Here is a 6,774-nt window from a genome sequence, read left to right as displayed (position 1 = left end):
TGTATCCACCCGAATTGGGGACGGTTTTCTTGGTTGGCCCGATGCCGCGCCATTCGACAAGATCATCGTCACCTGCAGTCCCGAATCGGTGCCGCTGCCGTTGATTGAACAACTTCGCGAAGGAGGGCTGATGATCATTCCCGTCGGCCAACGCTACCAGCAGACGTTGTATCGGATGCAGAAGGTGGATGGAAAATTGGTCCGCCAAGCACTGCACCCTACCCTGTTTGTGCCGATGACGGGCGAAGCGGAAGAGGGACGCCAGCAATTGCCGGATCCCGCGAACCCGGTGGTGATCAATGGAAATTTCGAGACGCTGCCGACCGCAGAGCAGAGTTCGACCGAAGACTTCGTTCCCGGGTGGTACTACGGACGCCAAGTCAGGCAGGTCACTCCGTCTGCGGAATCCGAGAGTGAGGGTTCGCAGTCGTCTTCGGGATCCGCACGCGTGACCGCCCCCGAAGGCGCGACGTTCGTGCGATTTGAGAACGAGACAGCCGGATTGAGCTCGCATTTACTGCAAGGCATCGCGATCGATGGCCGCGAAGTGTCCATGATCCGGTTGAGTGGACGGGTGCAGATCGAAAACGTCAAAATTGGCCCCAATCCTGATTCGGTTCCGATGATCGCGATCAGCCTGTATGACGAACAGCGGCGTGATTTAGGCGCGTTTTGGCTTGGTCCGTTTCGGGGCACCCGGTCGTGGCGTGATGTCAGTCGATTGGTGCGAATCCCTCATCAAACCCGCGAGGCAATTTTGCGGATTGGGTTGTTCGGAGCCACTGGCAAGGCGGAATTCGACGCCATTGCAATCGAAAAGGTGGACTGAATTTTCGCCTGAAGTGCTTTTTTTCTGCCGCTGGCGAACTGCGGCGTTTTGTCTCTGTATCCGCCTCGAAGTAACTCGATCCGCTGAAAGTTTGGCAGCGGAAAATAGCTCAATTTTGCCAAGGAAAAGGCGGTTTTTCTCGGCTCGCTCTCGTTTTCGGAGTACCGAAATCCGGTGCGAGGATTGTTAACCTTGGCGAGGTCGGGTGGTTCGATTGCCGCCCTAGCTTGTTTCTAATCGGTAAATTTTGCCCAGGCTGCTTGTTTAACGCATTTCAACGGTTATTCTACCGCTGATACCAATTGTATCGGATATCGCTACAAGGCTTTCAGAACGTGTTCAAATATCGACGGAGGGGATTGAATTGGCTATCAGGCATTTCCAGGTTTTGACCATCACCGCATCGGTGGTCCTATTCTCTAGCTTGCCGAATTCGGTTCAAGCGGGAGGTTCATGGGGAGGCAGCTACGGCTCGTCCGGTGGCTATTCTTCCTCGGGTGGTTCCTCCGGCGGAGGACTGTTGAGCAGCTACCGAGCACGCCGCTTTTCGGCTGGCTCGAGTGGCGGATCCAGCGGTGGTTCGTCCGGCGGGTCAAGCGGCGGATACTACAGCGCCTCGAGCGGTGGATCCTCCGGTGGTTCGAGTGGCGGAGCCTCAGGGGGCTACTCGGTTTCTTACGCCTCAAGTGGCAGTTCGGGGGGCAGCTCCGGTGGTCGCGTTGGACCGATCCGTCGGCTGTTCGCAAAGATGCACAGCAAGGGAAGTTCGGGCGGTAGCAGCGGCGGATCGAGCAGCCATGGCAGCTCGGGCGGAAGTTCCGGCGGCAGCTCGGGCGGACGTCACGTGCACTATGCGAGCTATTCGTTGAGCTCCGGTGGATCCTCTGGCGGTTCGTCCGGCGGTGTGGTCTACGGTCACTACTCGAGTCCCGTTTCCTCCCCGATTTCCTCGGGTGTTGACGCCGGTTACGAGTCACCGATCATCGAATCGGGCTACGAAACGTACTCCGCACCGATCGAAGGCACGATTATCGACAGCAGCTACGACTCGGGCGTCAGCGCTCCAGTGCAAGGTTCGGCTGAGCCATCGGCTTCGACCGCAACCGAAACGATCAACGACTCGACTCGTTACGAATCGGCTAAGCCCAGTATCGAGCAAGATTCGGCGCTGTTGACTGTGGCTGTGCCAAGTGATGCGACGGTCACCGTCAACGGTCATGCCACCACCAGCGAAGGCAATGTTCGTCAGTTCATGTCGCGTGGCTTGAAGGATGGTTACGTCTACACCTATGTCGTGAACGTCGACTACACCGTCAATGGCGAAACGCAATCGGAATCCAAGGAAGTCAAGCTTCGTCCCGGCGATGTCGAGCAGATCGTCTTCGATTTGAATGAGGCTAACGACACTTCGAACAGCGAAGAAAAAGTGGCTCCGAAGACCGACGAATTGGTGACGGTTGTGAAGTTGCACGTGCCTGAAGACGCGAAGGTCACGCTGGCGGGCAACGAGACTGCGGGACAAGGTTCGATTCGTACCTTCCGCACGAACCAGTTGAAGGTTGGCGAACAGTGGAGCGGGTACACCGTTCACGTCACCGCGATCGTCAACGGTCAACCTATTAGCAAAGAACGAACCGTCGACGTGATTGCCGGTGGTACCACCGAGCTGGTCTTCGATTTCAACGATTCGTCGATCGCTCAGCGATAATATTGCGGGTTGCAATTCGTCGTAAAGGCGGAAAGCGAAGCATCATTGAGCCGCGTTCTCCCCGTCGAGAACGCGGCTTTTTGTTTGGCTGTTCACTATCGGGACAGTGAACGCGTCTGTACTTCCACGCGTCCCGGACTAACTTAGAACGGTCTACGCAGGTCAATATGAGTCATTTCACATCATGATCTGAGCCGACGGCGCTAGCCGCGGGCAAGTTTCCTGCAATATTGATGCTCACTGCGGCTCGCCCCGTCGGATCACAAAAGGATCGACGTTTCACCGGTAGACACCGAACGACCTGCTTACCACATTATTTTCTGCGGAGCTGCTTTAGCGACATGACGACCGAAGAAACTCCGAGGGTGTCAGCACGGATACGCTGGTTTGTGTCCATCCTCATCTGCGTACATCTGATAGCACTCGTCTTGCCCCCACTCGCTTTTCAAACTCGCGGTGCATTGGGCGATTCGCCTTCGGTTCAAACGCTGCTGACGCTGGTTCGCGACTACACTCAATTTCTGTATATCGATCGTGGCTATGCCTTCTTCGCTCCCGATCCGGGACCCAGCCATTTAATTCAAGCTGCGATTACGGATGCGTCAGGAGAGACCGACGAGAAGATGATTCCGAGTTTGGAGGATCAATGGCCCCGGCTGCTTTATCACCGTCATTTCATGTTGGCGGAATATTTAAGCGAGATTTATCAGCCGCCCAATCCCCCCGAAGAGATCGCGAAACTGGATCCTGTGGGAGCGCAGCTGTGGGAACAATCACGCGCCCGCTACGAGTACGTTCGCCAATCGATCGTCGATCATCTGCAATACAAAAACAACGGTCGACGTGTCGTGATCCGTCGCATCGAACATGCCTTGCCCGGTTTCATCGAACTCGCCAATGATCCGATTCCGCTGAATGATCCGCGGTTGTACCGCGTGTTGCGAGACCAAGCCTTTGATCCTCAGCAAACCAGCGAAACATCAAGCAACCTTCCTGAGGCAATTCCGGCGCCGAAAAATATTGAGCCTGCTGCCGAGCCGAGTGCGCCCCGCGTGAACGAGGATGAAACACCACCGCCGGATCGATCGCCAGAGTCACCGACGGGAGCAGAGTCACCGGCGGGAGCAGAACCACCGTCGGGGGCACAGACGGAGACAGCAGCGGAGGTCCAGGAATGAACGGGCAAACGGTAATCGAACTTTTCAAGTCATGGGGGTTACAGTTGGTTACCGCGTGGGACCGTTTCTGGTTCACGCCGCGGTATCCGCAGGTGTTGGCTGTGTTGCGAATCGTAACCGGCGGCATGCTGTTTTATTCGCATCTCGTGTTGGCAACGCAGCTTGGTGATTTCCTTGGCGATCACGCATGGATCAACAACGCCACGATCGCGCAGTTGCACGATGGTGCGTTTGGTTCGTCCGATATGGGGCGTAGCTATCTGTGGCATCTGAGTAACCCGCTGCTGTTGTGGTTGCACCACGGTCTGACGCTGCTGATCACGGCGGCGTTTGCGGTCGGGTTTATGACCCGTGTGACAGCGCCGGCGGCTTGGTTTTTGCAAATCATGTACATCCACCGTTTGACAGGAACGCTGTTTGGGCTTGATCAAATCGTGACGTACATGGCGATGTATTTGATGTTGACGCCCAGCGGCAGCTGTTTCAGTGTCGATGCATGGCTACGCGAACGTTTTTCAGAACGCCGCGGATCAAATCGGAAATTAGCGTGGCTGTTGCCCGAGAATCGGCCCAGTGTGGCGTCCAATGTGGGAACGCGGTTGCTGCAATTGCACCTTTGCGTGATCTATCTGTTTGGCGGTTTGGCCAAGGCGCGTGGCGAGCTGTGGTGGGACGGGACTGCAATCTGGTTTGCGATGGCCAACTACGAATACCAATCCATGAACATGACTTGGATCGGCAGCTATCCACGCGTTTTCTCGGCACTGACGCATTTGACCCTGTTTTGGGAAGTGTTCTATTGTGCGTTGGTGTGGCCTCGTCTCAGTCGTCCCGTCGTCATTGCGATCGCCATTTTGGTGCATGGTGGGATTGCGACGTCACTGGGAATGGCAACGTTTGGTTTCATGATGATCGCTGCGAACTGCATTTTTATCGAGCCAAAATGGTTGCTGTTGCGATCCGCTTGCGAACCCGCCATCCCATCGGTGGCGAGTGTCGCTGAGGATGCTCCCCGCAACGAAAGCGTTGTCGATGATCTCGAACTGCGGCAGCGTGAGGAAAAGCTTGCCGCGGATAAAGAGAAGTTAAAGCAGCGAGTGGAGACGCTGAAAAAACGCGAACGTAAGGTCCGCCGAGCGGCGAAGAAACTTCGCGAGCAAGGGGCGGGCGATCCGCAAGAGCTGTCCGAGTTGGATGAGCCGCTCGAGCTTGATTGATGAAAATGCTTGATTGATACGCTGGCTGGATCAATAAGCTTCGGGTTGGCTCCAGGCAACTCGCAGCGTCTTGAACAGAATCTTGAGGTCCAACCACAGCGACCAATTGCGAATGTAGCGGTGGTCCCAATCGATCCGCCGCTCCATCTTGTCGATCGTATCGGTCTCGCCGCGACATCCGTTGACTTGTGCCAATCCGGTGATGCCCGGTTTCACTTTGTGGCGAAGCATGTAGCCGCGAATTCGGCAGCGGTATTGTTCGTTGTGAGCCGAGGCATGAGGTCGCGGTCCGACCAACGACATCGTGCCAACGATCACGTTGAAGAGCTGCGGTAATTCGTCCAAGCTGGTGCGGCGAAGCACGTTTCCGAGTCGAGTCACGCGTGGGTCCCCTTTCGTCGCTTGTTTCACGACCGCGCCATTGTCGCACGTTCGCATCGAGCGGAACTTCCAAACCAGGATCTCTCGGCCATCCAATCCGTAACGTCGTTGGCGGAAAAAGACCGGGCCGGGTGAGGTGACCTTTACTGCGATCGCGATGGCCAACATCGGTATCGCCGCCACGATCAAGGCGGCGGTAGCGATCGCGACGTCGGTCAATCGCTTTACCACCCCGTCGACACCAAACAATGGATTCTCGAACACGCTGACCGCTGGAATGCCTCCCATGCTGGTCCAACGTGAGTGCAGCAGTTCAAACACAAAAAAGTCGGGAACGATATAGACCGACGCTGTCGAGTCGCTGAGTTGGTCAAGCAGATAGCGGATGCGATCCTCTGCTCGCATCGGCAGCGTTATAAAGATGGTGTCGATTTCGCCCTCACGCGCCTTTTGGATCATTTCCGTCAGGTCGCCTTCAAGCGAATATTTGGCCGGCGACGAAGCTTGCTCGGATCGCAATTCGTTCCGATCGTCAAAAAAGCCAACCATTTGGAAGCCGAGCGAGGGATCGTGTTCGACATTGTCCGCCATTTGGATGCCCAATTCGTTGAGCCCCGCGACGGCAATCCGGCGGGTGCCGATGCCTCGCTGCAACAATCCTTGTTGAATAATGCGTAAACACATGCGTCCCAAACCGATCATCGTGGGCGCCAGGATGATCCAGCAAAGCATTACCGAACGAGCGAATTCTTGTCCGTAACGGGTGGCAAACGCTAACAAAGCGAGCACCAAAACGGTCATGCTCCAGGCACCCACGATGCTGGACATTTCCATGTTGGCCGAACCCGCATGCGATTTGCGGTACAGTCCTGTTAAATGCCCCGTCAGCAAGAATACGATGACGGCGATCAGCCCCATCGCTAGGGTCGTGTCGTCGACCCAGCCGCGGGCGATCCATTTGACGGTCGCTAACGAGGCGATCACGCCAGCGGCATCAAGACACGGTTGAAAAAAATCCCACCAATGGCGGTGAGGAAGAATAGGTAACCGCATGAATCATTTCCGGTCGATTGGGCGTATCGAATTTTGTACAAGCGCGGCAGGACTCTCGAGGAAAAACGAGAGAGCCTCGCCTTATCGCGACTGTACCGAACCCTAGCTCAACGTTTTATCGAACCAGTCAAAACCGAGGTCTAACCATGTCGCTTGATGGGTCAAAGCGCCACTGCTAATTCGCTCTACACCGGTTCTAGCGATATCGGCAATCGTATCGATCGTGACGTTCCCGGATGCCTCGAGTTCGACGGCAGGATTTTGCTGGTCGCGGATCGCGACGGCTTCACACAATGCGTCGAGCGAAAAATTGTCGAGCAGGATGATGTCGGGGTTCGTGGAGATCACGTCGCGAAATTGCTCGAGCGAATCGACTTCGACCTCGACCATGGTTGGCGCCACCAGATG

The 6,774-nt window shown here is 55.9% G+C and carries 5 protein-coding genes and 1 pseudogene; 4 read left to right on the top strand and 2 right to left on the bottom strand.

All coding sequences use genetic code 11. The annotated features are described in order from the left end of the window. The 4 genes from ABX962_RS25955 to ABX962_RS25940 all read left to right on the top strand — a co-directional run. The coding region (locus tag ABX962_RS25955; RefSeq protein WP_372723699.1) for a protein-L-isoaspartate O-methyltransferase at positions 1-829 on the top strand (829 nt) is incomplete at its 5' end. Positions 830-1,193: 364 nt separating this feature from the next. After that, the gene (locus ABX962_RS25950; RefSeq protein ID WP_372723697.1) at positions 1,194-2,537 is read left to right on the top strand and encodes a TIGR03000 domain-containing protein; all 1,344 of its coding nucleotides are present in this window, start codon (positions 1,194-1,196) and stop codon (positions 2,535-2,537) included. 428 nt (positions 2,538-2,965) lie between these two features. After that, on the top strand, positions 2,966-3,715 hold the full coding sequence (locus ABX962_RS25945) for a hypothetical protein (RefSeq protein ID WP_372723695.1): 750 nt from the start codon (positions 2,966-2,968) through the stop codon (positions 3,713-3,715). Next, positions 3,712-4,932, top strand: coding sequence for a hypothetical protein (locus tag ABX962_RS25940; protein WP_372723693.1), 1,221 nt, complete (start codon positions 3,712-3,714; stop codon positions 4,930-4,932). The genes ABX962_RS25945 and ABX962_RS25940 overlap by 4 nt, the downstream gene beginning before the upstream one ends. Positions 4,933-4,962: 30 nt before the next feature. On the opposite strand, the gene ABX962_RS25935 is transcribed toward ABX962_RS25940, so the two are convergent. Together ABX962_RS25935 and ABX962_RS25930 are read right to left on the bottom strand one after the other, a co-directional pair. Further along, positions 4,963-6,366 (bottom strand): undecaprenyl-phosphate glucose phosphotransferase, encoded by a 1,404-nt coding sequence (locus tag ABX962_RS25935; RefSeq protein ID WP_372723691.1) that lies wholly within the window; start codon positions 6,364-6,366, stop codon positions 4,963-4,965. 102 nt (positions 6,367-6,468) lie between these two features. Next, positions 6,469-6,774 (bottom strand): annotated as a pseudogene (locus tag ABX962_RS25930) (nicotinate-nucleotide diphosphorylase (carboxylating)); the annotation flags it as partial.

Source organism: Novipirellula sp., assembly GCF_041583735.1.
Classification (GTDB): domain Bacteria; phylum Planctomycetota; class Planctomycetia; order Pirellulales; family Pirellulaceae; genus Novipirellula.
The sequence above is the reverse complement of the archived record's forward strand: the minus strand, read 5'-3'. Positions and strand labels throughout refer to the sequence as shown.

Coding starts and splice junctions, on each gene's coding strand:
- ABX962_RS25935 (WP_372723691.1), bottom strand. CDS start 6,366: ATGCGGTTACCTATTCTTCCTCACCGCCATTGGTGGGATTTTTTTCAA.
- ABX962_RS25940 (WP_372723693.1), top strand. CDS start 3,712: ATGAACGGGCAAACGGTAATCGAACTTTTCAAGTCATGGGGGTTACAG.